The organism is Pseudomonas sp. W17, from assembly GCF_040268305.1.
Taxonomy (GTDB): Bacteria; Pseudomonadota; Gammaproteobacteria; order Pseudomonadales; family Pseudomonadaceae; genus Aquipseudomonas; species Aquipseudomonas protegens.
The window spans coordinates 2,320,040-2,343,834 of record NZ_CP158490.1; the positions used below are offsets into that span (position 1 = coordinate 2,320,040).

The window sequence follows — 23,795 nt, forward strand, 5'->3', positions numbered from 1 at the left end:
AGGCCAGGGCAGTGCAAGCTGACAAAGTTGTAATCTGCATGTCAGCTGGCTGGCAGCGGCAGGGCTCTAGAGTGTGCCACAGGCTGAATCCCGATCTTGTTGGAGTCTGATGATGAGTATGCAAAACCTGTTGTGGCGAAGCCGGTCGATCCTGGGGGGCTGCCTGATGCTGTTGAGCGCACCGCTCTGGGCCTCGCCGGCCGGCTCCTACGATTTTGGCCAGCCGGCGCCTGCGGCCAAGGCCACTCGCAGTGTCGAGGTGGTGATGGGGGACATGTCGTTCAATCCCAAGGCCCTGGAGATCAAGGCCGGCGAGACGGTGCGATTCGTGCTGATCAACAAGGGGCAGTTGCTGCACGAGTTCAATCTGGGCAACGCGGCCATGCATGCCGAGCACCAGCAGGAAATGCTCAAGATGCAGCAGAGCGGCATGCTCACCCCGACCGGCATGAAGGCGATGGATCATGGAGCCATGGGCCACGGCTCGATGGCAGGCATGGGCCATGGCATGCAGCATGACGATCCCAACAGCGTGCTGGTGGAGCCGGGCAAGCAGGCGGAACTGACCTGGACCTTCAGCAAGAGCGGCAACCTGGAGTTCGCCTGCAACATTCCCGGGCACTACCAGGCCGGGATGGTGGGCAAGCTGACGGTCACCCCATAGACATCCGGGGCTCAAAGGCGGGAGCAAAGGCTGATAGAATCCGCTGATTCTTCAGTCAGGTTTCCGCCATGCATCCCGCAGCCGAACATTCGCCGCTGGGCAAGTCCAGTGAATACGTCTCCACTTACACCCCGTCCTTGCTGTTCCCGATTCCCCGGGCGGCAAAATGGGCCGAGCTGGGCTTGAGTGCCGATACCCTTCCTTATAAGGGCGTGGACTACTGGAACTGCTTCGAGTTGTCCTGGCTGCTGCCGTCGGGCAAGCCGGTAGTGGCTATCGGTGAGTTCAGCATTCCCGCCGATTCGCCGAACATCATCGAATCCAAGTCGTTCAAGCTCTACCTCAATTCGCTGAACCAGACGCCGTTCGATGATCGGGCGACCCTTGAGGCCACCTTGCGCACTGATCTGTCGGCTGCTGCCGGCAAGCCGGTAGGCGTGCGGATCCGCAGCCTGCAGGAGGTCGAGGCCGAAGGCGTGGTGGCGCTGCCTGGGTTGTGTATCGATGATCTGGATATCAGTGTCGACAGCTATGAGCACCCGCGCCCCGAACTGCTGCGCTGCGATGCTTCGCGCGTGGTGGAGGAGAGCGTGCACAGTCATCTGCTCAAGTCCAACTGCCCGGTAACCAGCCAGCCGGACTGGGGCAGCGTGGTGGTGCAATACCGGGGCGCGGCTCTGGATCACGCCAGCCTGCTGGCCTATCTGGTGAGCTTTCGCCAGCACTCGGACTTTCACGAACAGTGCGTGGAGCGGATCTTTCTCGACCTGCAACGCTTGCTCAAGCCGGAGAGACTCACCGTGTATGCGCGTTATGTGCGCCGCGGTGGGCTGGATATCAACCCTTACCGCAGTACCGAAACCGCGGATTTCGCCAATCACCGGTTGGTACGCCAGTAAAAGCAAAGCCCCGCTTCGAGAGCGGGGCTTTTGCTTTGTGGGGTTGGCTACCGGGGGTTGCTCAGATGCCGATGTTGCCCAGGGTCTGGACGATATTGCGCAGGGTTCCGGCAATCGCCGGGTGTTCCAGTTCGAAGCGTTCCACGGCTAGGTTGACGCCGTCGGCGAGGCTGGCGTCCTGGGTGCCGGTCTCCAGTTTGAGTTGCAGTTCGATCTGCTGCATCAGTTCTTGCAGATTGTTGCGCTCGGCTTCGGAAAGCGGTGGGTTCTGTTCCAATTGCTCGCGCAGGGTGTCGAGTTGTTCTTGCAGTTCGCGGGCAGGCATGGCGTTCTCCCTTTATTGATAGGCACAGGGATGGACCGCGCTGTCGAGCCAAAGGTCCATGCCCACGGCTTAGAGTAATCCACTCCCAGGCGCTGTGCATGATCCTGATCAACAGGCTTATGTCAGGGTTTTTCACCCTTGAGCCGGCGCAGTTCGATGTCCGCCAGGCAGGTGTTCAACTCCCCCAGATGGTCGATGACCGAATGCACCCCCAGGCCGAAGAGCTGCACCGTGGCCTTGCCACGCTTGAATTCCCGTTCCTGCTGGCTCAGGGCCTGCCATTCGCTGGGGGTCATGCCGCACAGGGAGCCGCAAGAGGCCAGGCCGATGGTCCAGAGGCCGGCATTGAGGCCCGACTGCAGCAGTAGGGGTTCGCCGCTGACCAGGACACAACCGTCGATGCCTTTGACATTGAGCGCCATCAGCGCCTGCCAGCAGGCATCGGGTGCGGGCCAGGGGGCGGGGGAGTGAGGTGCCGGCTTGATCCAGTCCGGCAGGATGGCAGCCAATTGGCGGCTACTGGCGGGGAGCAGTTGCTCCAGCCAGGCGCAGGGGATGCCTTGCTGATGCAGGCGCCGCAGCGTTTCCAGTGCGCCAGGTGTGGCTTGGGCTTGCTCCGGATCAGGTTTGTCCGTGGCTTGCTGGCGCATCCGCGCGCCGAAATCCACCAGGCAGCCACTGAGGCCGAAGAGTACGGCAGTCAATGGGCGGGCGGGTTGCACTGAGGCGTCGGCGTGGGGCATGTCAGCGTCCTTGAAATACCCTTGGAGGCTAGCGGCAGAACATGACATGCAGGTGACAGTACGGTGAATGGCAGCAAGGTTGGCTGAACCCTGACTTGAAGACGGTTTGCGGTGATGCTGCCTAAACCGGCATATCCGCTTTATACTCCTGAACTTATCCTCAGGGCATAGCCCCACGAGAGAACAATCGAAGGAGTTTCCTGCTATGCGCTGGAGCCGTTATCTAGTTCCACTATGTATGAGTGCCGGTGTGACGCTGGCTCCCCTGGTTGCCCAGGCGGCCGAAGATGATCCATGGGAAAGCATCAACCGTCCCATCTTCACCTTCAACGATACGCTGGATACTTATGCCCTGAAGCCTCTGGCACAGGGCTATCAGGCCGTCACTCCGCAGTTTCTGGAAGATGGCATCCACAACATGTTCCGCAACATCGGTGATGTCGGCAACCTCGCCAATGACATCCTCCAGGCCAAACCTGGTGCTGCCGGTGTCGACACTGCGCGACTGTTGATGAACACCACCCTGGGCTTGGCGGGCTTCTTTGATGTCAGTACCAAGATGGGCCTGCAGCGCAATGACGAAGACTTCGGCCAGACCCTCGGTCATTGGGGCGTGGGCAGCGGTCCCTACGTGATGCTGCCGTTGCTGGGGCCAAGCACCCTGCGTGATGCGCCGGCCAAGTATGTCGACAGCTACACCGAACCCTACCGCTACATGAATGACATCCCCGCGCGCAACATCACCATGGGTGTGGATGTCGTCGATACCCGTGCCAGCCTGCTCTCGGCGGACAAGCTGATTCGCGGTGACAAATACACCTTCATTCGTAATGCCTACCTGCAGAATCGCGAATTCAAGATCAAGGACGGCAAGGTCGAAGACGACTTCTAAGCTCGAATGTCCTGCACAAACTGAAAAGGCGGCCTGATGGCCGCCTTTTTCATGGGTTGGAATCTTTACTTCATTTTAAGGATTGTAAGTCCAAGTTTCTGGCCGCCACCTTCTTGTGGGTTGACCCATACCACTTCTGTCTCTGCTTCCAGCCCCCTGAGGGCTGCGTGCTCTGAGTCAATACGTACACTCAACTGATCGCCGACCTGGAACGAACGTGGTGCCTGAACCTGCATGCCGCTGCTGGAAAGATCGATGCAGACCGCTTCGATCACCTGCCCCTGATGGATCAGCGTGACCTCTGCATCCACCCGCATGCGGATGTAATCGCGCTTTTCGCTGTAGTCACGCTGGTTTTGGTTCATGGGTTCCATCCTGCGATTGAGTTGCGGTTTTAGCGGTTTTTATAACTCCCGGTGATTTGCGGTGTAAAGACGTCAGGCGACCATCGGCATGAGCTTGAAACGCCCCGCGGATGGGAGTACCGTCTGCGCCTTAGAAGGGCACCTCTGATGGTCGGGCGTGCAGGGCTCAAGGTCCTGGCCTGGCTTGCAGAGTGGCTAGAAAGCGAATCCAGTAGCGTGCCTCAGGCCCCAGGCCAGAGCACCTACGCCAACCTAATTCTGGCGCCGTTTGCCCACATGCAAAAAACCAGTGCCACGCTGCTGATAATCGATGACGACGAAGTAGTGCGCGCGAGCCTCGCGGCCTATTTGGAAGACAGTGGCTTCAGCGTACTGCAGGCCGCTAACGGCCAGCAGGGTCTTCAGGTATTCGAGCGCGACAACCCCGATCTGGTGATCTGCGATCTGCGCATGCCGCAGATGGGCGGTCTCGAGCTTATCCGTCAAGTGACCGAACTGTCCCCGCAAACCCCGGTGATCGTGGTTTCGGGTGCGGGCGTCATGAACGATGCGGTTGAAGCCCTGCGCCTGGGCGCGGCGGACTACCTGATCAAGCCGCTGGAAGATCTGGCCGTGCTCGAGCACTCGGTGCGCCGCGCCCTCGATCGTGCTCGCCTGTTGCTGGAAAACCAGCGTTACAGAGAGAAGCTCGAAGCCGCCAACCGTGAGCTTGAAGCCAGCCTCAATCTGCTCCAGGAAGACCAGAACGCCGGTCGACAGGTGCAGATGAACATGCTGCCGACCAGCCCCTGGTCGATTGACGAATTCAACTTTGCCCACCAGATCATCCCGTCGTTGTACCTGTCGGGTGATTTTGTCGACTATTTCCGTGTCGACGAGCGCCGGGTGGCCTTCTACCTGGCGGATGTTTCCGGTCATGGTGCGTCGTCGGCCTTTGTCACCGTGCTGTTGAAGTTCATGACCACCCGTTTGCTGTTCGAGTCCAAGCGCAATGGCACCTTGCCGGAGTTCAAGCCTTCGGAAGTACTGGGCCATATCAACCGTGGCCTGATCAGTTGTAAGCTGGGCAAACACGTCACGATGGTCGGTGGAGTCATCGACGAGGAGACTGGCTTGTTGACCTATAGCATTGGCGGGCATTTGCCGTTGCCGGTGTTGTACACCCCCGACAGTGTGCGTTATCTGGAAGGGCGTGGTTTGCCGGTGGGCCTGTTCAACGAGGCCACCTACGAAGACCACATTCTGGAGCTGCCGCCGGTGTTCAGCCTGACGCTGATGTCCGATGGCATCCTGGACCTTTTGCCCGAGCCTACACTCAAAGAGAAAGAAGCAGCCTTGCCCGAACGGGTGAGGGCAGCGGGCGGCAGCCTGGATGGCTTGCGGCAAGTTTTTGGATTGGCCACGCTAGGGGAGATGCCGGATGATATCGCCCTGTTAGTGTTGAGCAGGAACCTTCAATGAGTACCGGTAGAATCCAGTTCGCCGAGCAGGATGGCACCTTCGTCCTGAAGTTCGTCGGTGAAGTGCGCCTGACCCTGTGTTCGGCGCTGGATGCGACTATTGAGCGGATTTTCACCGCGCTGAATTTTTCGGCGATCGTGATCGATCTGACAGAAACCCGCAGCATCGACAGCACCACCCTGGGCCTGCTGGCCAAGCTCTCGATCCTGTCGCGGCAGAAAGTCGGTCTGTTGCCCACCGTCGTCACCACCCATGAAGACATTACCAGGCTGTTGCAGTCCATGGGCTTCGATCAGGTGTTCAACATCGTCGATCGCCCGATTCCCTGCCCGGAATGCCTGACCGACCTGCCGTCCCAGGACCAGTCGGAGGAAGTGGTACGGGTCAAGGTCCTGGAGGCGCACAAGATCCTCATGGGCCTTAATGACTCCAACCGTGAAGCCTTTCACGATCTGGTGAATGCCCTGGAGCGTCACTGATCGACTGAAACGCGAGCGCACAAAAAAGGGCGAACCTGTGAGGGTTCGCCCTTTTTGCGTTGACGCGAAGCGATCAGAGCTTGGCAGCCAGCAGGGCTTCGAGCTTTTCCTGGTCGCGGGCGAACTGGCGGATGCCTTCAGCCAGCTTTTCGGTGGCCATGGCGTCTTCGTTGGAGGCCCAGCGGAACTGTGCTTCGTTCAGGCTCTGGCGAGCTTCACCGGTCTTGCCCGGGCTCAGCTTGCGTTCCAGCTTACCGGTGTCGGCGGCCAGCTTCTCAATCAGATCCGGGCTGATGGTCAGGCGATCGCAGCCGGCCAGTTGCTCGATCTGGTTGAGGTTGCGGAAGCTTGCCCCCATGACCACGGTCTTGTAGTCATTGGCCTTGTAGTAGTTGTAGATGCGGGTAACCGACTGCACGCCCGGATCGTCAGCGCCCTGATAGTCGTTACCGGTAGCCTTCTTGTACCAGTCGTAGATCCGCCCCACGAATGGCGAAATCAGAAACACCCCGGCTTCGGCACAGGCCACGGCCTGGGCGAAGGAAAACAGCAGGGTGAGGTTGGTCTGGATGCCTTCGCGCTCCAGCTTTTCGGCGGCGCGGATGCCTTCCCAGGTAGAGGCGATCTTGATCAGCACCCGATCACGGCCGATGCCGGCCTTGTCATACAGCTCGATCAGCCGATGGGCGCGCTTGAGCATGGCTTCGGTATCGAACGACAGGCGGGCGTCCACCTCAGTGGAAATACGGCCCGGAATGACCTTGAGAATCTCCTGGCCTACAGCCACGCCGAAACGGTCGCTGGCCAGGCCGACATCGCCTTTGCAGTCGTTGACGCAGGCATTCAGCAGATCGGCATAACCCGGGATGGCCGCAGCCTTGAGCAGCAGCGAAGGGTTGGTGGTGGCATCCACCGGCTTGACCCGGGCGATGGCGTCGAAGTCACCGGTATCGGCCACTACGGTGGTGATTTTCTTCAGTTGTTCCAGCTTGGAAGTCATGAGCGTGCTCTATCCTATGGGTCTGACGACATTACCCGAGCGCTGTCAGGCGCTCAAGGGCGCGGAATACTAACTACGGCCCCAAAGTCTGTGACCTGAAAACAGTCGTTTGAATGCTGGGGCACTGTCCAGTAGATACGATGCCAAAAGCCCGGCCAGGTTCAACCCGGCCGACGCTTAACGTCCTTCCAGCAACTGCCCGGCCTGATCCAGCAGGGCCAGCGGATCCTGGGTCTTGTGGATATCCACCGACAACAGCTGGCGGAACTTGCGAGCACCGGGGAAGCCCGTGCCCAGCCCTAGGACATGGCGCGTGATGTGGTGCATGGCGCCACCGGCAGCCAGGTGCTCGGCAATATAGGGGCGCAACCGGGCCAGCGCCTCGGCCCGGGAAATCACCGGCTCAGTGCTGCCAAACAGCTGCTGGTCTACCTCGGCCAGCAGATAGGGGTTGTGATAGGCCTCACGGCCCAGCATCACCCCATCGAAAGTCTGCAGATGTTCATGACAGGCCTCGAGGGTCTTGATCCCACCGTTGAGGATGATTTCCAACTGTGGGAAATCCGCCTTCAATTGCGCCGCCACGTCGTAGCGCAGCGGGGGAATGTCCCGGTTCTCCTTGGGCGAGAGGCCTTCAAGAATGGCGATTCGTGCGTGCACGGTAAAGCTACTGCACCCGGCTTCCATGACCTGGCCGACGAAATCGCATAGCTCGGCATAACTATCGCGACCGTTGATACCGATCCGATGCTTGACCGTCACGGGAATCGACACCGCATCGCGCATGGCTTTCACGCAATCGGCCACCAGCGCCGGATGGCCCATCAGGCAGGCACCGATCATGTTGTTCTGCACTCGGTCGCTGGGGCAACCGACGTTGAGGTTGACCTCATCGTAGCCATGCTCCTGGGCCATGCGCGCGCACGCCGCGAGATCCGCCGGCGTGCTGCCCCCCAGTTGCAACGCCAGAGGGTGCTCGGACTGGTGGTAGCGCAAGAAGCGCTCGTGATCACCATTGAGCAGCGCACCCGTGGTGACCATTTCGGTGTAGAGCAAGGTGTGCTTGGACAGTAGGCGCAGGAAGAATCGGCAGTGACGGTCCGTCCAATCCATCATCGGCGCCACACTGAAGCGCCGGGAAGGTTCTGAACGGGAAGGGCTTGGAGCGTTAAAGGGCATGGGATGTTTGTCGCTTTGCGGGGTAACCGCCTGTGGTCATGGCGGTTATCGGGGTGACGAATTGGCGCAGTTTATCAGGAAGTGCCACGCCGACGTTGTGCTCTGAGCCTTTGCCGGACTAGCGAGGTTGTCCGAGCATCCGTCCCAGCTGCGCCAGCCAGTGGTAGCCCACCACGAAACTGAATCGTAGCCAGACACCTGCACAGATGCTCCAGGAGAGGACCCGGGGATAGTCCTCACGAAAAAATTTGCCATAGAAGCGGATCATGCCCCGGTGCTTGTGCCATTCGACGAACACCGGGCGGGTGCGGCTGCAGGCGCCCCAGGCGTGAAAGATCCTGGCCTGGGGTACGAAGCAGACTTTCCAGCCTTCCTGGCGAAAGCGCATGCACAGGTCCAGGTCCTCGCAGTGCAGGAAGTAGCCTTCGTCCCAGCCGCCGACGCTGTCCAGGGCTTCGCGCTTGACCAGCATGCAGGCGCCGGAAATGGCTTCTACCTGCGTCGGACGGCTGGGCAGGGGCTCGCGGTGCAGAAGAAAGTCGGAGAACAGTCGCGGCGAGAGCCAGGCCAGGCCCGACAGGTTGAGGGCGCGTACTACTGCCCGCCGTGGGGTGGGGAAGACCCGACGTCCACCGGGCTGTTCGCTGCCGTCGAAGTTGCACAGCAGGCCACCTGCCATGCCTAGATCGTGTGTGTGGCGCAGGGCGTCGATCATTCCTTGCAAGGCGCCCGGTTGCAATACGGTGTCGGGGTTGAGGAACAGGATGTGTGGCTGCTCGCAGTGACTGGCGCCTAGGTTGCAGGCCGCGGCGAAGCCGGTGTTGCTTGAGTTGCGCAGGATGAGCAGGCGTTCATCGGCAGCGAACCGGGTGGCAACCTGCTCCAGGCTGCCGTCATGGGAGGCATTGTCCACCAGCACCAGCCGGTTGATGTCCTGGGCCAGCACCGAGATCACGCAGTCCTCCAGCAGAAGGCCGGCGTTGTAGTTGACCACCACCACATCACAGGAACGCGGCATGGGCCCCCTCGAAGCGTTTTGCCCAGGAGTTGGCTTCGCGGAACTTCAGGGTCTCGGCCAGGGGCTCGGTAAACGTCAGCGCCTGGTGGATGATTCGGGAAATATCGTCGAGGCTGTCGCTCAGAAACACTCCCGGAAGATGGCGCCTGGTGCCCATTTCGCCGAATGCGGTGCTGACCACTGGCAAGCCCAGGGCCCGGTACTCGTAGTATTTGATCGGGTCGACGTAGCGGGTGATGTCGTTGCACTTGAATGGGATCAGGCCGACATCGAACTCGGCCATGGCTTGCAGCGCGGCCTCGTGGGACAGCGCCGGCAAGCACCGGATATTGTCCGGCAGTGCCCTGGGCGACGGTCCGTGCTGGGGGCCGATCAGGCGTACCTCGGCCCCGGGAAAGGCCACGGCCAGGGCAAGCACGAATTCCCAGTCGAACCACTTGGCGAGGGTGCCGATGTAGCCGAACACCGGCCGTGTTCCATGTGCTGCGCGCCGGGACAGGGGCAGGGCGGGCAGGCGTTCGCTGGCGCAACCATTGAGCAGCAGCCGGGTATCGACCTGTTGCCGTTGCCAGTAGCGCTGCAAAGTCGTGCACGAGGCCAGGGCGGTGACCACAGCCCGGGCGGTCTGATGCTGGCGCCGGTGCATGGCACGGCGCGACCAGCCGCGATAGAACGCTGGTACGTTGTCCATGACGTCATAGAAACTGCCGGCGAAGATCGGTTCCTGCAGCAGTTGCAGGGCCAGCCTCGAGGGTTTGCCGATGCCGAGCTGGGTCGGTGCCTGGGCAAAATGGCGGATCTGTTGCTTGAGCTCCTGCCAGAACAGACGATTGACCCAGCCCGAGCCGGGCAGGGGCTCTATGGGCAGGGCCCGGGGCCTGGCCAGGGTCAGCCAGGCCGGCACGGGTATGGTCGGGCCCTGGTATGGCGGGCGGGTCAGCAAGTCGGCCAGTACCGGCAAGCGCGTGGGATAGGGTTCGACCCACAGCACGGGGGCCTGGGTGGCCGCGTGGAACTGGCGCACCAGTTCATGGGGGCGTTGCGCGAAGCTGTGCCAGCTGACCGGTGACAGATAGACCAGCCTCATGATGGCTCCCTGGCGGTGTGGGGAGTCCAGGGTCGGCCCCATTTCGCCTCGTACAGGGCCTTGTTGCGTTCAAACAGTTGTTGGCGCTGGCTGCCTGGCATCTGGCTGAACGAGGCAGAAAGATGGTGATGAATGAACACGTCTTCGGCAAAGGCGCAGGCCAGCCCTGCTTGTTCGACCCGGCGGCAATAGTCGTCGTCTTCGAAAAAGCCCAGGCCGAAGGCTTCATCCAGGGGTCCGACGCGCTCATAGGTCGACCTGGGCATCATGACCGCGAAGAAACCGAGGGTGGCGCACGGCACCACCTGGCCGACATGGCGCCAGGTGTACTGGCGGGCGCGGCCAGGCATCTCCTCGAGGCTGCGGTAGCTGATCTCGATCTTCGCTTCGTTGCCGATGTTGTTGGTTACCGGCCCGATCAGGCCGAGCCCCGGGTTGCGTTGCAGGTGGCGGCGCAGGGTCTGCGCCCAGCCAGTGGTGACCTCGGTGTCGTTGTTGAGCAAGACCAGGAACTCGCCCCGAGCCCGGGCCAGGCCCTGATTGTTGGCCGCGGAGAAACCCTGGTTGCCGGGGTTGAGGATGAGCGAGTGAGCGCTGTCGCTGGCCCACTGCCGAAGGAATTCGACGCTGCCGTCGGTGGAGGCATTGTCGACGACAATGATCTCCAGCTTGCGGCCCAGAGGGTCGGCGGCCAGGCTGGCCAGGCAGGCGCGGGTGAGTGCCAGGTTGTTGTAGGTCACTACTATCACGCTGATCAGGGGCCCGCTTTGCTCGTCTTCCGCCAGGGCCTTCAACTGTTCTACCCGGTGCTCCCAAGTCTGTTGTGCGGCGAATTTCTGGCGCTGGCGGGAACTGCTGTCGGAGGCAGGTTCCTGCAACGCCTGGGCGATGGCTTTGATAAAGGAGGGGGTATCCCTGGCAATGGATACCTGCTGGCCGAACTCCTGCAGCTCGGGCAGATCCACCGCCACCACCGGCTTTCCGGCACTCAGGTATTCGTAGACCTTGACCGGGTTGGTGGCCAGGGTCAGTGCCTCGATGCGAAACGGCAGGATGCAGACATCGAAGGCCTGCAGGTAGGCGGACAGCTGTGCGTAGGGGATTTCACCGGTCAGCCTGACGTTGGCATGGCGCTGCAGGCGCGCACCAACCCGCCCGGTATCTGCGCCTATCAGCAGGATCGTGCAGTGGCTGAAGGCGTCGGCGATGGCGGCCAGCAGACCCACATCGAACCACTGGGCGAGCGCGCCGTAGTAGCCGATCACGGGACGGCTTTGCGGGTCCTGATAACACTGGGCCGGGGGCTTGGAAAAATAGGTGAAGTCGGCGGCATTGCGCAATACGGCGCGATGCCCGGTGCTTGCAGGCGGGCAGTGCCGACTCCAGTGGCGTTCCAGCCACGCCGAGGCAAACAGCGTGATATCGGCCTCGCGCAGCAGCTCATGCTCCAGTTGCAACAGGTCTGGGGCGTTGTTGCCGAAGCCCTGATGGTCGTCCATGCAGTCATAGACCAGGCGGCTGGCCGGCAGCGCCCCGGCCACGGGGGCCCAGAACGGGTGCTGGACCAGGGAGATCACCTGGCTCGAATGGGCCCAGCTCAATAACTCGCCGATGCTGCGACGCAACTGCTGGACCACGGCCTCTTGCGGGGCAGCGTGGTAGAGGAGCGGGGCTGTGCGTGCAAACAGCCGCACTTCGAACAGCCGCCCTCGGTCATCCAGCGGGCGCAAGGTAAAACCGTCGCGAGCGTCGTCCTCCAGGCTGGCCGAGACATAGAAAACCCGGCGTCCGCTGGTGCTCAGGCCGCGGGCCAGGTGCTGGGGACGCTGCTGGCGGAAATCCCAGTCGATGGCACCCCAGACCACGTAATCCGGCCATTGCGGGTCGGCCGCCGGTAGCACGCTACAAGCGGGTACGAAACTCTTGGCGGCCCGCTGGTGCCGACGCAGGGCCCGCCAGCCAGGTCCCAGCACGCCGTGATACAGGCGCTGGATCAAGGCTTTCAGCAGGTAAGGCAGCGGCAGGCGGTGATAGACGCGACGCCAGCGCTGGAACAGGGCGGTGCTCATTGCCGCGCTCCGGATACTGAGCGAGTCAAAGCACGGACTCCGACTGTTTCGGGGTCGCGGCAACGATCACGAAATCGCTGTTCAGGGTGCCCGACTCGATCAGCCCGTCTTCGATGTCGAACAGCATCCGCAGCACCCGCATCGCCTGGGGATCATCGGCCTTGAAATTGCCGGCGATACCATGCAGCAGAAATTGCAGCAGGGTGCCGCCGCAGGTGTTGAGGGCCTGGATCTCGAAGTGCTGTTCCACCACCTTGAGGATGTCCTGGGAGCGCACCGCCTCGGACGGATCAACCTTCACCACCTCTTGTGGATCAGGGAGCGGTACGTTGTTCTGCACCTGACCGTAGGAACCCTGGACGAAAGAGCGGCGCATGGCCGGGGGAATCAGGGCGAAGGCATGGCTGATGGCTGCGCACTGGGCCTGGTCAAAGGCAAAGTGATTGGCGCCGACATACTCGTTGAAGAACAGCCAGCCGTCCGCCTTCAAGGCCTGGCGGACATTGGCGCAGACCTTTTCCAATTGGCGAATGTGATGCATTGAACCGTTGAACCAGACGGCGTCGTAATGAGCGCTGGGCAGTTGCACCCGCTCGACGTCGGTGAGGCTGTAGTGCAGGGTCCGGGCCCCCAGCGCCGCCGCTTCTGCCCGGGCGGTGTCCAGCGCCGCCGGGGCGATATCCACGGCGTCACAGTCCTGGAAGGCCTGGAGTTTGTAGAGCTCGCGTTCCAGGGTACCGGTGCCGCAGCCGATGCTCAGCATACGCGGCACCGGTAACCGGCCCGCCAGAAAGGTGTTCAGGCAATAGGGTACCCAGTGAGCATGACCGCTGCCGGCCGTGGCCTTTTGCTGATGGCGTTGTTGCACCGCAGGCACTGCCAGCCAGTAGACATCCGCAGAAAACGCATCCGAGCCAGCCTGGTTCTGTGACCAGTGCTCGGCGGTCTGCGCCTTGCGCTGCTCCTCGCTCATGTCGTCCGGGGGAACAGGGGCTGCGACTGCCCGACCACTGAGCTGTTGAATTATTTTTTTCAGCACGTTCGGCATCTTCCTTGTGGGTGTATCGGGCTGCCGATTCAGTCGGTGAGCTTCATTTCCGTGGCGTCGGCGTTCGCTCTGCGGCGTACTTGGCGATGGGGTTGCCAGGGCCCCCACTTGCTTTCGAAGTAGGCCTGGTTCTTGTCCCATAACCGCTGGTATTCGCCGCTGGCGATAAGGGCCTTGAACGAGGCCTGGCCGTAGTGGTGGATGTAGCTGTCCTCGGCGCATACGGTGCGCAAGCCGGCGGCCTGGACTCGTCGGCTGTAGTCGTCGTCTTCGAACATGCCGATGCCAAAGGCTTCATCCAGCCAGCCCACCTGATCCAGCACTTCGCGGCGCATCGCTACGCAAAACATGGCCAGCATCGGGATGTCGAAGCAGCGCCCGCGGTACTGGGTGGCGCGCCGGTCGGCGAAACCCTCCATGTCGTCGAGGTCCTGGTAGTTGATGTTGACCCGGGCCTCGTTGCCCACCGCATTGGTGGTCGGCCCCACCAACCCCACCTCCGGGTCGTCGAGGTGGCGCAGCAGGGGCGCGAGCCAGCCCTTGGGCACCACGGTGTCGTTGTTGAGCAGGACCAGGTAGTGGCCCTGCGCAAGGCGCAGGCCCTGGTTGTTGGCGGCGGCGAAACCCAGGTTCTGTTCGTTGAGCACGATGCTCACATTGGGTTCGCTGCGGGTCAGGTAGCGCAGGTAGTTGCGGGTGGAATCCCGCGAGGCGTTGTCGACGATGATCAGTTGCAGGTTCGGGTAGGCGCAATTGCGCAGCAGGCTGTCGATGCAGCCGCGGGTCAGCTGCACATTGTTGTAGGTGACGATGATTACCGAGACCTTCGGAAATAGTTCGACCAGCGCATCGCGCGTGTCTTCGAAGCGTTGCCGCCAATCGTTTTCCCTGGCCAGTGCCAGCCGTTGGTTCCAGCGCTGCAGATCGGTTTCCCCGAGGGCTCTTTCGATCTGCGTGACAAAGGCAGACGGCCCGTCGGCGAAATACAGGTAAGGCTCGTAGATCTGCATCTCCAGCAGCGGCACTGCGACCACGGGTTTGCCGGCGCTGATGAACTCGTAGAACTTCACCGGATCCACCGCGTGGGTCACGTTGTAGAGGCGAAAAGGAATGATGCAGACATCGAAGTGGTACAGGTATTGCGGCATCTGCGAGTAAGGCTTGCGGCCCAGCAGGTGCACATTGGGCAAGCGGTCGAGGCCGGCCAGGTCACGGACGAACACATCGCCAATGAGCACCAGATTCCACTCTGGTCGTTGCCGGGCGATGGCCGCCACCAGCTCAAAATCGACCCATTCGGCCAGGGCGCCATAGAAGCCGATGATCGGGCCTTGAAGCTCCTCCAGCAGAGTATTGGGTGTACAGCATCGGGCAAAGAAGTCGAAGTCCACTCCGTTTCTAACCAACTGGCAGCGACGGCTGGTACTGGCCCATTTGTCGTACAGCACGGAGGCGGTGACGGTTACCAGATCGGCCTGCTCCACCAGTACCTGTTCCTGGGCCAGCAAGGGCTGACCGATGTTCGGGAAGTCCTGCCATTCGTCCATGCAGTCGTATTGCACGGGCCAGCCGTATGCCTTGCGCAGGTGCAGGGCCAGGCGCGTCCAATAGGGCAGGTGAACCACTGACACCGCCGTCTTGATCCGATAGTCGCTCACCAGGGCCTGCAACGCCTCGGCATTGGCGCGCAGGTTGCCTTCGGTGATGCAGGTGGCGTAATAGTCCTGCCGTGCATGCCCGCGCAGGGTGACTTCGAAGACCCCGGGAGCGACTGGGTGCACCGCATAGGGCCGCTCTGCCGCGGGTAGCGGCGAAAGGATAATGTAGAACACCCGATAACCCTGGATAGCGAACTGCGTCATCAGTTGCTGTGGTCGCTGGAACCTGGCGGACCAGTCGATATTGGCAAAGCACAGCAGGTCAAAATGCTGAGCAGCAGAGCCGGGTGCTGAGTCCTCCACGATATCGGGCTCCAAGGGGATGGAAGCTGGCAGAGGCTGGACGAGAGAGGGCAGGTGAGTCGGGTACTCGCTCTCGTCGTTGATCACCCCGTACCGCAGCAGCTGCATCAGCATGCGCAGGGGGCGGGTCAGGCGCCAGGAACGCGAGCGCCGCATATGGTCGATATGCGCCAGGGCGGCATCGCGCTGAAGGATGGCCTGTGCGTGCTCGAGCCGCAGCAGGGTCGACTCCTGGTCCTGCGAGTGGGACTTAGTCATGAGCGGGCTCATAGTTGTGCAGTGGGCTCTGGTCGCCACTGGGCCACATTGAGCTGAGGGAGCCGGGCCGGTAGAAGGTCACGGTCATGCTGCGCCGTGAATTCCGGCAATTGGCTACCACCTGCGTCACCGCATGCCAGGAGTTCTCGGCGCGTACCAGTACTGCCGATGTGCCCACCAGGGGCGGGATCACCGCGACCACATCCGTGGGGTCGGCAGAGCCCAGGATATTGAGGCAGCCACCGTCCTCGATGTCCCAGGAATCGTTGAAGTACAGGATATGGGTCACCAGCTTGTCGCCCAGGTCCGGGTGCGGGCCGAGGCAGGCCTGCGGCCCGTAGTGGAAGACGTTGACCTCCATGGGAGCGTTTCTGAGGTCCATGTCGGTGAGCGTTGACAGCGCCAGGCGATAGTCCGGTGCGGTCAACTCGCTGGCCAGCCTGCGCCAGGCCGGGCTCAGGTGCTGCTCGTGGATAATGCGACCGGTGCCCATTTCCACCAGTTGCCGCGCCTGGTACTCGTAGTCCTTTTCTCCGCCATAGCCGGACACCGTCTTGAAGGAGTCGCGGGGATAGGTCGCTACCAGGGTCGCGGCGTCCGCGGGCGAATACAGTTCGGTGATTCGCCCCCAGCGAAAGGGCTGAGTGTGCAAGGGGGCTTTGGTCAGCATTGGCAGATTCAGCATCGTATTCATCTTCCCAATAAATGTTGCAGGCGGCGCCGCAGGGAGCGTAACGGCGCGGTGAGGCGATAGGAGTTGGAGCGATGGATTCGACCCAGCTCGGCATCGACCCGACTGGTGAGTTCCGTTTGGTGGCGGCGTAGTAGCGTCAACTGCTGTACCTGGATTTTCAGCGCATCCAGTTCGGCCTGTTTGCTCAGGATTGCCTCGCGACAGTCCGGGAGCGGGGCCTCCAGCAGGCCGGGCAGGGCTTGCCAGAAGCGGTTCAGCGCCTGGCTGGTGGGGCGCGGGCCCTGGGCGATCAGTTCGGCTACCCGGTCCCAATGGCGCTGCACTTGTTCCTGCGCGGCGATCACCTCGGGGCAGGGCCCCGTTTTGCTCAGGTGTTGCAGGAACCACTGGGGATCGATGGGCTGTTCGGCTGGCAGGGGGCAGATCCCGCGGTATGCGCGCAAGGCGGTGTACTTGCCCTGGTTCAGGTTGGCCGAACAGAAGGCCGGTACGCCGAAGGCCAGGGCGGTGATCGCCAGGTGATAGCTGTGGCCGATGACGCCCTGGGCCTGGGCCAGGATCTCCGCCAGTAGCAGTGGCTCTGGCCAGGCCGGCAGGCGCACGGCCCGTGGCAGGTCGGCGCCGAGAATCGACTCATCGTCCCCGAGCACCGGGCCGATGGGCAACAGCAGCAGCTGCCACTGGCTGAACAGCGCGTTGTGGGTTTTCCATAGCTGGAGAAAGCTCTCCAGGCCGGCAATCGCATGCACCACCAGATAGGGCCCGGTCAGGCCGGCCTGGGCACAGAGTTGGCGATAGGCCGCCGAGTGTTGCTGCCGGTCGATCAGGCTGGGCAGGCCAAAGGCGGTATCCGGCAGTACCTCGACCTGGGCCTGCTCGCTCAGCGCGGACAGGGTGTTTGCAGACAGGGCATCGCGCACCCTGACGTGGGGGCTTTGCTCCAGGGTCAGCCTGACCAGGGGGGCCGCCCAGGATGGAATCGGGTTGCAGTGCATGCCGGGGGCGTTCCAGATCAGCGGCACATTGTGTTGCAGGGCCATCAGCGCAGGCGACAGCCAGTACCCGGTGGGGTGGTGGATCTGCGGGTCGGGCGGGTAGTAGTCGGCAGCGATGACCTTGTCGAAGCGAATGATGAAGCCGCCGCCGATCAGCACTGCGTCCAGGCTATCGATGAGCTGGGGCAGTTCACTGACCGAGGTGACGGGGTAGGGCCATTGCGGCGTGCTGCGCGAGTGATAGGAGAACGCGTGCAGGCGCACCTTGCCCAGGCGCGCCTGCAATGCTGCTTCGGCAATGAGGGGGAACAGCAGGTCGCCGTAGTTGGCTACATCGAAGGTACCGAAGATCGCGACTTGCCATTGCTTGTCGCTCATGAACGCTCCTCGACTGCCAGGAGCTGCTGCGATGGGCGGGTGACAGGTTCGATGTGCAAGTCGACGATTCCCAGGAAGTGCTTGTTGCCCGGCAAGGTGTCGAACGCCAGGAGGGCCACCTGTTTTTCAATCAGGTGGGAGGTTTCTTCCGTTTCGCCATTCATCAGCTTGAGCGTGATGTGGTAGCGCCCGGCCGCCAGGTTGGCGGCGAATCGCAGGCACACCGAGGCGCTGCGCCAGCCTTGCCGGGACTCGCCGCATTGCAGGGCGACGTTGACCCCGCTGACCACCAGCAGCCGGGCTTCCTGGATGGTCAGGCTGATGTTGGGGCGGGCAATGGCGTCGCTGACCTGGGCATCGATGGCGATTTCGATCATGTCGCCGTGGGCAAAGCTTGAGTACAGCGCCCCGGTATTGCTGAACACGGCTGAGGTGATCCGCCCTTCAGGGGTGCCGAAGGCCATGCCGTGCTCCGGGTTGAGTGGTGTCTTGGCGCTGACCTGGACGGCGCCTGCGCTGGCCCAGCGGCGCTGTTCGTCACGCATGTCCAGCAGGTACAGCTCGGCCATCGCCTCCGGTGCACCGCTGGCGCGGATTTCGCCGTCGCGCAGGTAGAGGGCACGGTTGCAGAAACGCTTGACCATGCTCATGTCATGGGACACGAACAGCAGGGTCGTGCCTTGTCGGGTCAGGCGCTCCAGGCGTTCCAGGCACTTGAACTGGAAGGAAGCATCGCCGACGGCCAGGGCTTCGTCGACGATCAGGATATCCGGCTCCACGCACACCGAAACGGCAAAGGCCAGGCGCACCAGCATGCCGCTGGAATAGGTCCTGGTGGGCTGGTCGATGAATTCGCCGATGTTGGCGAAGGCGGTGATTTCGTCGAAACGCGCCTCGATCTCCGCGCGTTTGAGGCCCAATACCGCACCGTTGAGGTAGACGTTCTCGCGGCCGCTGAACTCTGGATTGAACCCCGAGCCCAGCTCCAGCAGGGCGGCGATCCGCCCATGGCTGGTCACGCTGCCTGTGGAGGCGGTGCTGGTGCGGCAGATCAGTTGCAGCAGGGTCGACTTGCCGCTGCCGTTGCGGCCGATGATGCCCAGGGTTTCGCCCTTGCGCACTTCCAGCGCAACGTCCTTCAAGGCCCAGAATTCGCGATAGCGCTGCTTGCCGCGGGGCAGCAGCAGTTGCAGCAGGCGGTCGCGGGGCTGGTCGTAGATCGGGTAGCACTTGCCCAGGCCCTGGGCCTTGATCGCCAGTTCAGAGCACATCGGCGAACCCCGGGCGGGTTTTTTCGAACCACGCCCATCCCAGGAAGGCCACGCCTAGCGCGACGCTCAGCTCTATCAGCCACAGGCCGAGATCGGGCACCACGCCCCAGATCAGCACGTCGCGGGAGGACTCGATCACCAGGGTCAAGGGGTTCAGGTAGAGCCAGTGCCGGTAGGCCTCGGGCAGGGCGCTCAGCGGATAGAACACCGCCGACATCAGCAGCAGGGCCGACATCAGTACACCGATGACCTGGCCAACATCCCGCAGGTAGACCCCCAGGGAGGCGAGGACCCAGGACAGCCCGAGGGTGAACAGCACCAGGGGCAGCAGCACCAGGGGAAACAGCAGAGCGGTGGGCGGCGGCAGGCCGAAGGCCAGGAGGTGGAACAGCAGCCAGACGGCAAAGCTCACCAGCGTGTGGAACAGCACCGCCCCGAGCATCACGCAGGGCAGCATGTCCAGGGGGAACACCACCTTCTTCACATAGTTGACGTGGCTCAGGATCAGCCCGGGGGCTCGGGTGAGGCATTCGGAGAACAGGTTGAAGACCATCATCCCGGTGAACACCAGCAGGGCGAACTGGGTGTTCGAGTCGTTGTCGGTTCCCCAACGCACCTTGAACACCACGCTGAACACGAAGGTGTACACCAGCAACATGAGCAAGGGGTTGAGAAAGGACCAGAGCAGGCCGGCGATCGAGCCGCGGTAGCGGCCTATCACTTCGCGTTCGATCAGTGCCCGCAGCAGCTCGCGATGACGCCAGGGCCTGAAGGTGAAACGGTGCAGCGTGGTACTTCCGGTCAACTCCCGCTCCTTGGGGCCAGCTTCCAGCACCACCCCATGCTCGACAAGGGCATGGGTGAACGGGTGGTGATTCGAAGCGAAGGATTTTGTGAATTGTTTATAGACCCGAAATGCAGGAAGTGAAGGTGTCGTTACAGCTTTTTTTGATGAGCGGCGGGCGCAGCCGGATAAGTGGCAAGACCCCCGCGAGGGTAATACTCACTGCGGATGCCTGGGCTCGGCGGTAAAGAGCAGGGTGGGCCAGACGGGCAGGCTCCTGCGCGGCGCCGGCCCGGGTATGGTTCAGTACTGGCGGGCCGCCAGTTGCTGCGCCAGGGCCTGTGCCTGCTCGGCGGCCGCCTGTCGCGAGGCCTGGTCGATGTCCGGGCCGAGGATGGTCTTTTCCACGATCAGCGAGTGCTGGTTGGCAATCCCGATGAAATTCAGCCAGGCCTCTATATAGGGCTTCTGGAAATCGAATGCCGGCGCTGGTGTGCTGGAGCGGGAAGAAAAGTCCAGGCCCCGGGCGTAGGCCGCCACCGCCGTCTTGTTGCGCAGCAGGCCTTGCAGGCCGTTCTCGGGGTCGAAGCTGAAGAGGATGCCCTGGTGGGAAACCAGGTCGATGAAGTGCTTGAGCTTGTAGGGAATGCTGAAATTCCACAGGGGGATGGAAAGCACCAGCAGGTCGGCCTGGTGCAGCGGCTCTGCCAGCGCCTGGAGCCGGGCCCAGGCCCGCTGTTCGGCATTGCCCAGGGGCTGGCCGGCCAGTTGTGCATATTTGGCGTCCATGGCCGTCTGATCGAGTTCCGGCAAATCGAGGCTCCACAGGTCCAGGGTGGTGACCTCGGTGTCCGGCCGTTGCTGTCGGTAGCTCTGGATGAAGCTGTGGGCGATTTCCAGGGAGGCGGAGCGGCGCAGGCGGGGCGAGCATTGAATGTGCAGGAGCCGGGTCATGGACGAATCTCTTGGGGTTGGGATGACCGTCATTGCAACATAGCTTGTTTTTAAATATAAATTGTCGATTCAAGCCTTATTGATTTCATTCTGAAATATGTTCGATGCCCTGCTATTGCGCACCTTTGTTGCTGTTGTCGATGAACAAGGGTTCAGCCGTGCGGCCCTCAAGCTGCACCTGACCCAGTCCGCGGTCAGCGGCCACCTGCGGCGCCTGGAACAGCAGGTCGGCAAGCCGCTGCTCCAGCGCACCACCCGCTCGCAGCAGCTGACCGCCGATGGCGAGCGGTTGATGGCCTATGCCCGGGCGATCCTGGCGTTGAATCGCGACGCCTGGACCGAACTGACCCGGGTGCCGTTCCACGGGCGCGTGGGGGTGGGCCTGTCCGAGGATTTTGCCGACCCCCGGCTGCTGCGTGCGCTACAGGATTTTGCCGGGCGCTACCCAGGTATCCGGCTCGATGTGCAGGTTGGCATTCCCGGTACGCTGCTGGATCTGCTGGCCCAGGGCAATTTGCAATTGGTGGTGGGCTCGCTGTGCGAAACTGCCGAGCCTGGCCGCCTGCTCTGGTCCGAACCGCTGGTCTGGGCCGGGCTGGTGCAACCTGCCGGGCTCTTGCCCGACCCCTTGCCCCTGGCGCTGTTTCCCGAGCCTTGCCCCTATCGGGCCGCGGCCCTGGGCCGGCTGGCCCAGGCCGGCATTGCCCAGCGCACGGTTATGCTTTGCAGCAGCAATTGGGCCCTGCGCGCCGCCGTGCTGTCCGGGTTCGCCATAGCACCCATGGCGGCCAGCCAGTTGGGGGCAGGGCTGTGTGCCCTGGGGGAGGAATACGGTTTGCCACCGTTGCCGGATGCGCAGTACCGTCTGTTCACCGCGCCCGAAGCGGACCAGACTGTGCTGGCGGCGCTGTCCGAGGTGTTTGTCGAATATTGCTCGAGCCGTCGATCGGCGCTTTAAGCATTGCTCGTGGTGGCCGATAACCCCAGGGTGGAGCCGGGTCGTTCAAGGTTGCTGCCTGATCTCCCGGCCCGGGTCAGCGGCCAGAAAACCTATACTGTGCAGGGCGCTGGCCGTTCAGCCAGTCTCGAAAACAACCAGGGACCCGCCCTGTAGCCCAGGCCACTCCCGTCAGGACGACCCTTTTGCCTGTTCCCATCTACGATCCTCATCATCCCCCTGGTGGAACCCTGAAGCGCTTGCCGCTGCTCAAGGCCGCGGTGGCCTTCATCGCAACCGTGTTTCTGTGCCTGTGCGGGCTGTTGTACCTGCAACTGGAACAGTCCTGGCGTCACGACCTGATGCAGGCGGAAGTCAATTCCACCAACCTGACCCGGGCCATCGCCCAGCAGGCCGAAGACACTTTCATGGAAGCCGACCTGGTGCTGATGAGCCTGTCCGAGTGGATCCAGGCCCTGGGCGATGGCCCTGAGCAGCAGCCCCGCTTGCAGGGCATATTCGCCCGGCGGGTGCAGGCCCTGACCCAGCTCAGCGGGGTATTTCTCTATGACCGGGACGGTCAGTGGATGGTCAGTTCCTTTGGTGATTCGCCCCATGGCAACGATGTGGCAGACCGCGACTACTTTCGTTTCCATCAGCAGAATGCTTCGTTGCTGGCTCACATCAGCCCGGCCATCCGCAGCCGGGCCAATGGCGAATGGATCATTCCCATCTCGCGGCGGCTCAACGATAGCCAGGGGAATTTCCAGGGGGTGCTGATGGCAGGCATCAAGCTGGCGTATTTCGATCAGTTCTTCACCAGTTTCAATATCGACGAGCAGGGCGCCATGTTCCTTGCCCTGTCCGACGGTACGCTGATTGCGCGGCGGCCGTTCGAAGAGCGGCAGATCGGTGCTTCCCTGGCCCGCGGCGAGATCTTCAGCAAGTACTTGCCCGAGGCCACCACCGGCAACGCCATGATCACCTCGATTGTTGATGGGGTGACGCGCCTGTACGGCTATCGGCAGTTGCAGGCCTATCCCCTGGTGGTGGCCGCGGCCAACTCCAAGGACTCGGTGCTCAAGGGCTGGTATGCCTCGGCCTACCAGTCCACGGCCATCGTCGCCCTGGTGCTGCTGGGGGTCGGCCTGTTCGGCTGGGTCTTCGTGCAGCAGGTGCGCAACAACGAGCGGATCGAGGCAGATCTGCGCGAGGCCCAGGAGGCCCTGGAGGTGATCGCCACCCATGACAGCCTCACCGGCCTGGCCAACCGCCGCTTGTTCGAGCGCGCCCTGACCGTGGAGTTTGGTCGTGGTGCGCGGCAACGCAGCCCGTTGAGCCTGGTCATGGTCGATATCGACTATTTCAAGCGCTACAACGATACCTACGGGCATGTGGCGGGCGATCACTGCCTGACCGAGGTGGCCCAGGCGCTCAAGGGCTGCTGCCAGCGCAAGGCTGACCTGGCTGTGCGCTATGGTGGCGAAGAGTTTGCGGTGTTGCTGCCCGACACCGACATTCATGGCGCGCTGGCCATGGCCGAGCAGATTCGCCGCAGTGTCATGCAGCGCAACATCGCCCATTCCGGCTCACCGGTGGGCTGCGTGACGGTCAGCCTGGGCTGCTACGCCTTCGTGCCGACGGGCCGCGACAGCATCGAGATGTTTATCGAAAGAGCCGACGCGGCCCTGTATCAAGCCAAGGCCACGGGCCGCAATCGGGCCATGGCGCTGGCGGCGGACCATGCGGAGGAGCCGTTGCAGCGCTCCGATCGCTGACGGCTACCAGCGCTTGCAGAACACCTGGTTAGCGTAGGCGTTGCCGCCAAACTCGTAGGCGGTGCTACCGGCGCAGATGTAGCCCTGGGCCTGATAGAAGGCCTGCGCCCGGTGGTTCTGTGCCCAGACGGCGAGCCACAGGCAGGGCCTGTCGTTGGCTTGCAGCCGTTCTTCCACCTGTTGCAGCAGCGCCTGGCCAACGCCTTGCCGATGGGCATGGCGCTGCACGTACAGGCGCACCAGCTCCATCCCATCGGCCAGGCCGGCAAGCGGTGGCCGGGTGTTGCCGGCGATTTCCGCGAAGCCTAGCAGGTGCCCGTTACGCTCGGCCAGCAACAGGCTTCTGTGGGGATCCTCAAGGCGCTGGCGGAACTGTTCCGGGGCGTAGACGCTCAGGGCTTCCTCGGCCAGGTCGCTGCGCATGCCGTCGGTGGCATAGGTGTCGAGAAAGACCTGGGTGGCCAGGCCACTGATGCACAGCGCGTCCTCGCGCTGGGCTGGGCGTAGGGTGAAATCGACGGGCATGGCTACATCCTTGTGGGGCTTGTAAGGGTGA

The 23,795-nt window shown here is 62.5% G+C and carries 22 protein-coding genes and 1 pseudogene; 7 read left to right on the forward strand and 16 right to left on the reverse strand.

The features are described from left to right. Positions 1-109: 109 nt before the first annotated feature. A complete protein-coding gene (locus ABCR88_RS10705; RefSeq protein ID WP_350023826.1) occupies positions 110-664 on the forward strand; it encodes a cupredoxin family protein in 555 nt (184 codons plus the stop codon). A 68-nt stretch (positions 665-732) separates the two neighbouring features. Next, positions 733-1,563, forward strand: a complete 831-nt coding sequence (gene queF, locus ABCR88_RS10710) for an NADPH-dependent 7-cyano-7-deazaguanine reductase QueF (RefSeq protein ID WP_350404517.1) — start codon at positions 733-735, stop codon at positions 1,561-1,563. 61 nt (positions 1,564-1,624) lie between these two features. Here the strand turns inward: queF and ABCR88_RS10715 are convergent, their stop codons facing one another. Together ABCR88_RS10715 and ABCR88_RS10720 are read right to left on the reverse strand one after the other, a co-directional pair. Next, on the reverse strand, positions 1,625-1,888 hold the full coding sequence (locus tag ABCR88_RS10715) for a DUF4404 family protein (RefSeq protein ID WP_011060288.1): 264 nt from the start codon (positions 1,886-1,888) through the stop codon (positions 1,625-1,627). A 122-nt stretch (positions 1,889-2,010) separates the two neighbouring features. Beyond that, positions 2,011-2,631, reverse strand: coding sequence for an HAD family phosphatase (locus ABCR88_RS10720; protein WP_125063427.1), 621 nt, complete (start codon positions 2,629-2,631; stop codon positions 2,011-2,013). A gap of 205 nt (positions 2,632-2,836) precedes the next feature. Here ABCR88_RS10720 and ABCR88_RS10725 point away from each other — a divergent pair, with 205 nt between their 5' ends. Then, complete coding sequence (locus ABCR88_RS10725; RefSeq protein ID WP_350404518.1) at positions 2,837-3,523, forward strand: VacJ family lipoprotein; 687 nt, start codon at positions 2,837-2,839, stop codon at positions 3,521-3,523. Positions 3,524-3,588: 65 nt separating this feature from the next. On the opposite strand, the gene ABCR88_RS10730 is transcribed toward ABCR88_RS10725, so the two are convergent. Beyond that, complete coding sequence (locus tag ABCR88_RS10730) at positions 3,589-3,888, reverse strand: PilZ domain-containing protein (protein WP_011060291.1); 300 nt, start codon at positions 3,886-3,888, stop codon at positions 3,589-3,591. Positions 3,889-4,164: 276 nt separating this feature from the next. Here ABCR88_RS10730 and rssB point away from each other — a divergent pair, with 276 nt between their 5' ends. Next, entirely contained in the window at positions 4,165-5,349 is a 1,185-nt protein-coding gene (gene rssB / locus ABCR88_RS10735; RefSeq protein ID WP_026020041.1) for a two-component system response regulator RssB, read from the forward strand. Next, positions 5,346-5,828, forward strand: a complete 483-nt coding sequence (gene rssC / locus ABCR88_RS10740) for an anti-sigma factor antagonist RssC (RefSeq protein WP_003218919.1) — start codon at positions 5,346-5,348, stop codon at positions 5,826-5,828. The genes rssB and rssC overlap by 4 nt, the downstream gene beginning before the upstream one ends. A 73-nt stretch (positions 5,829-5,901) precedes the next feature. Here rssC and tal read toward each other — a convergent pair whose 3' ends face one another. From tal to ABCR88_RS10800, 12 genes and pseudogenes are all read right to left on the reverse strand, one after another. Further along, on the reverse strand, positions 5,902-6,828 hold the full coding sequence (tal, locus tag ABCR88_RS10745) for a transaldolase (protein ID WP_011060293.1): 927 nt from the start codon (positions 6,826-6,828) through the stop codon (positions 5,902-5,904). A 177-nt stretch (positions 6,829-7,005) separates the two neighbouring features. Then, on the reverse strand, positions 7,006-8,007 hold the full coding sequence (dusA, locus tag ABCR88_RS10750) for a tRNA dihydrouridine(20/20a) synthase DusA (protein ID WP_350404519.1): 1,002 nt from the start codon (positions 8,005-8,007) through the stop codon (positions 7,006-7,008). A gap of 118 nt (positions 8,008-8,125) precedes the next feature. Continuing rightward, complete coding sequence (locus ABCR88_RS10755) at positions 8,126-9,025, reverse strand: glycosyltransferase family 2 protein (protein WP_350404520.1); 900 nt, start codon at positions 9,023-9,025, stop codon at positions 8,126-8,128. Further along, a complete protein-coding gene (locus ABCR88_RS10760; protein WP_350404522.1) occupies positions 9,009-10,112 on the reverse strand; it encodes a hypothetical protein in 1,104 nt (367 codons plus the stop codon). The genes ABCR88_RS10755 and ABCR88_RS10760 overlap by 17 nt, the downstream gene beginning before the upstream one ends. After that, positions 10,109-12,181 (reverse strand): glycosyltransferase, encoded by a 2,073-nt coding sequence (locus ABCR88_RS10765; RefSeq protein WP_350404524.1) that lies wholly within the window; start codon positions 12,179-12,181, stop codon positions 10,109-10,111. Before ABCR88_RS10765 ends, ABCR88_RS10760 begins: the two co-directional genes overlap by 4 nt. Positions 12,182-12,206: 25 nt before the next feature. Continuing rightward, a complete protein-coding gene (locus tag ABCR88_RS10770; RefSeq protein WP_350404525.1) occupies positions 12,207-13,229 on the reverse strand; it encodes a class I SAM-dependent methyltransferase in 1,023 nt (340 codons plus the stop codon). A gap of 29 nt (positions 13,230-13,258) precedes the next feature. Continuing rightward, the gene (locus ABCR88_RS10775) at positions 13,259-15,448 is read right to left on the reverse strand and encodes a glycosyltransferase (RefSeq protein ID WP_350404526.1); all 2,190 of its coding nucleotides are present in this window, start codon (positions 15,446-15,448) and stop codon (positions 13,259-13,261) included. Then, positions 15,441-16,133: a 2OG-Fe(II) oxygenase family protein gene (locus ABCR88_RS10780; RefSeq protein ID WP_350404527.1), complete on the reverse strand. Its 693-nt coding sequence runs from the start codon at positions 16,131-16,133 to the stop codon at positions 15,441-15,443. Before ABCR88_RS10780 ends, ABCR88_RS10775 begins: the two co-directional genes overlap by 8 nt. A 488-nt stretch (positions 16,134-16,621) precedes the next feature. Further along, positions 16,622-17,515, reverse strand: a pseudogene (locus ABCR88_RS10785) (polysaccharide pyruvyl transferase family protein); the annotation flags it as partial. Next, positions 17,512-18,786, reverse strand: a complete 1,275-nt coding sequence (locus tag ABCR88_RS10790) for an ABC transporter ATP-binding protein (RefSeq protein ID WP_123473690.1) — start codon at positions 18,784-18,786, stop codon at positions 17,512-17,514. The pseudogene ABCR88_RS10785 and the gene ABCR88_RS10790, both read right to left, overlap by 4 nt. Further along, the gene (locus tag ABCR88_RS10795) at positions 18,776-19,591 is read right to left on the reverse strand and encodes an ABC transporter permease (RefSeq protein WP_015634879.1); all 816 of its coding nucleotides are present in this window, start codon (positions 19,589-19,591) and stop codon (positions 18,776-18,778) included. The genes ABCR88_RS10790 and ABCR88_RS10795 overlap by 11 nt, the downstream gene beginning before the upstream one ends. A 282-nt stretch (positions 19,592-19,873) precedes the next feature. Beyond that, positions 19,874-20,524 (reverse strand): NAD(P)H-dependent oxidoreductase, encoded by a 651-nt coding sequence (locus tag ABCR88_RS10800; RefSeq protein ID WP_258611681.1) that lies wholly within the window; start codon positions 20,522-20,524, stop codon positions 19,874-19,876. Between the two features lie 97 nt (positions 20,525-20,621). Between ABCR88_RS10800 and ABCR88_RS10805 the strand changes: the two genes are divergently transcribed. Continuing rightward, entirely contained in the window at positions 20,622-21,482 is an 861-nt protein-coding gene (locus ABCR88_RS10805; RefSeq protein ID WP_015634881.1) for a LysR family transcriptional regulator, read from the forward strand. A gap of 185 nt (positions 21,483-21,667) precedes the next feature. Beyond that, on the forward strand, positions 21,668-23,239 hold the full coding sequence (locus ABCR88_RS10810; protein WP_350023832.1) for a diguanylate cyclase: 1,572 nt from the start codon (positions 21,668-21,670) through the stop codon (positions 23,237-23,239). Positions 23,240-23,242: 3 nt separating this feature from the next. Here the strand turns inward: ABCR88_RS10810 and ABCR88_RS10815 are convergent, their stop codons facing one another. After that, positions 23,243-23,764, reverse strand: a complete 522-nt coding sequence (locus ABCR88_RS10815) for a GNAT family N-acetyltransferase (protein WP_350023833.1) — start codon at positions 23,762-23,764, stop codon at positions 23,243-23,245. Positions 23,765-23,795: the final 31 nt, after the last annotated feature.

Coding starts and splice junctions, on each gene's coding strand:
- ABCR88_RS10705 (WP_350023826.1), top strand. CDS start 110: ATGATGAGTATGCAAAACCTGTTGTGGCGAAGCCGGTCGATCCTGGGG.
- queF (WP_350404517.1), top strand. CDS start 733: ATGCATCCCGCAGCCGAACATTCGCCGCTGGGCAAGTCCAGTGAATAC.
- ABCR88_RS10715 (WP_011060288.1), bottom strand. CDS start 1,888: ATGCCTGCCCGCGAACTGCAAGAACAACTCGACACCCTGCGCGAGCAA.
- ABCR88_RS10720 (WP_125063427.1), bottom strand. CDS start 2,631: ATGCCCCACGCCGACGCCTCAGTGCAACCCGCCCGCCCATTGACTGCC.
- ABCR88_RS10725 (WP_350404518.1), top strand. CDS start 2,837: ATGCGCTGGAGCCGTTATCTAGTTCCACTATGTATGAGTGCCGGTGTG.
- ABCR88_RS10730 (WP_011060291.1), bottom strand. CDS start 3,888: ATGAACCAAAACCAGCGTGACTACAGCGAAAAGCGCGATTACATCCGC.
- rssB (WP_026020041.1), top strand. CDS start 4,165: ATGCAAAAAACCAGTGCCACGCTGCTGATAATCGATGACGACGAAGTA.
- rssC (WP_003218919.1), top strand. CDS start 5,346: ATGAGTACCGGTAGAATCCAGTTCGCCGAGCAGGATGGCACCTTCGTC.
- tal (WP_011060293.1), bottom strand. CDS start 6,828: ATGACTTCCAAGCTGGAACAACTGAAGAAAATCACCACCGTAGTGGCC.
- dusA (WP_350404519.1), bottom strand. CDS start 8,007: ATGCCCTTTAACGCTCCAAGCCCTTCCCGTTCAGAACCTTCCCGGCGC.
- ABCR88_RS10755 (WP_350404520.1), bottom strand. CDS start 9,025: ATGCCGCGTTCCTGTGATGTGGTGGTGGTCAACTACAACGCCGGCCTT.
- ABCR88_RS10760 (WP_350404522.1), bottom strand. CDS start 10,112: ATGAGGCTGGTCTATCTGTCACCGGTCAGCTGGCACAGCTTCGCGCAA.
- ABCR88_RS10765 (WP_350404524.1), bottom strand. CDS start 12,181: ATGAGCACCGCCCTGTTCCAGCGCTGGCGTCGCGTCTATCACCGCCTG.
- ABCR88_RS10770 (WP_350404525.1), bottom strand. CDS start 13,229: ATGCCGAACGTGCTGAAAAAAATAATTCAACAGCTCAGTGGTCGGGCA.
- ABCR88_RS10775 (WP_350404526.1), bottom strand. CDS start 15,448: ATGACTAAGTCCCACTCGCAGGACCAGGAGTCGACCCTGCTGCGGCTC.
- ABCR88_RS10780 (WP_350404527.1), bottom strand. CDS start 16,133: ATGCTGAATCTGCCAATGCTGACCAAAGCCCCCTTGCACACTCAGCCC.
- ABCR88_RS10790 (WP_123473690.1), bottom strand. CDS start 18,786: ATGTGCTCTGAACTGGCGATCAAGGCCCAGGGCCTGGGCAAGTGCTAC.
- ABCR88_RS10800 (WP_258611681.1), bottom strand. CDS start 20,524: ATGACCCGGCTCCTGCACATTCAATGCTCGCCCCGCCTGCGCCGCTCC.
- ABCR88_RS10805 (WP_015634881.1), top strand. CDS start 20,622: ATGTTCGATGCCCTGCTATTGCGCACCTTTGTTGCTGTTGTCGATGAA.
- ABCR88_RS10815 (WP_350023833.1), bottom strand. CDS start 23,764: ATGCCCGTCGATTTCACCCTACGCCCAGCCCAGCGCGAGGACGCGCTG.